At 40.9% G+C, this 291-nt stretch carries 1 rRNA gene; it reads left to right on the top strand.

From position 1 onward, the window contains the following. Nucleotides 1-224: 224 nt before the first annotated feature. Nucleotides 225-291: ribosomal RNA gene (locus A3775_RS14755) — 16S ribosomal RNA — on the top strand; the annotation flags it as partial.

The raw sequence follows: 291 nt of genomic DNA, 5'->3' as shown, positions 1-291 counted from the left end.
TTTCCTTTACCCCTTGACGAAGCCAAAAATCCTCGCTATTCTAGATAAGTGTCGAGGCGAGAGAGCCGAGACGACTGAACCGAGAAAAAAGAATACTTTGAAAGCTTAAAGAAAAAACCAATCCTCGTCAAACAAATTGGTTTTGGGTTTTCCCAAAAACTAAAGAAATTATAGCAAGGAATCTGGAGAACAAAGTTGTTCAGATAACAAACTCGAAAGAAGACAAAACGGAGAGTTTGATCCTGGCTCAGGATGAACGCTGGCGGTATGCTTAACACATGCAAGTCGAAC

Origin of the sequence: Anabaena sp. 4-3, from assembly GCF_001597745.1 — a bacterium.
Lineage (GTDB): Bacteria > Cyanobacteriota > Cyanobacteriia > Cyanobacteriales > Nostocaceae > Trichormus.
The sequence above is the reverse complement of the archived record's forward strand: the minus strand, read 5'-3'. Positions and strand labels throughout refer to the sequence as shown.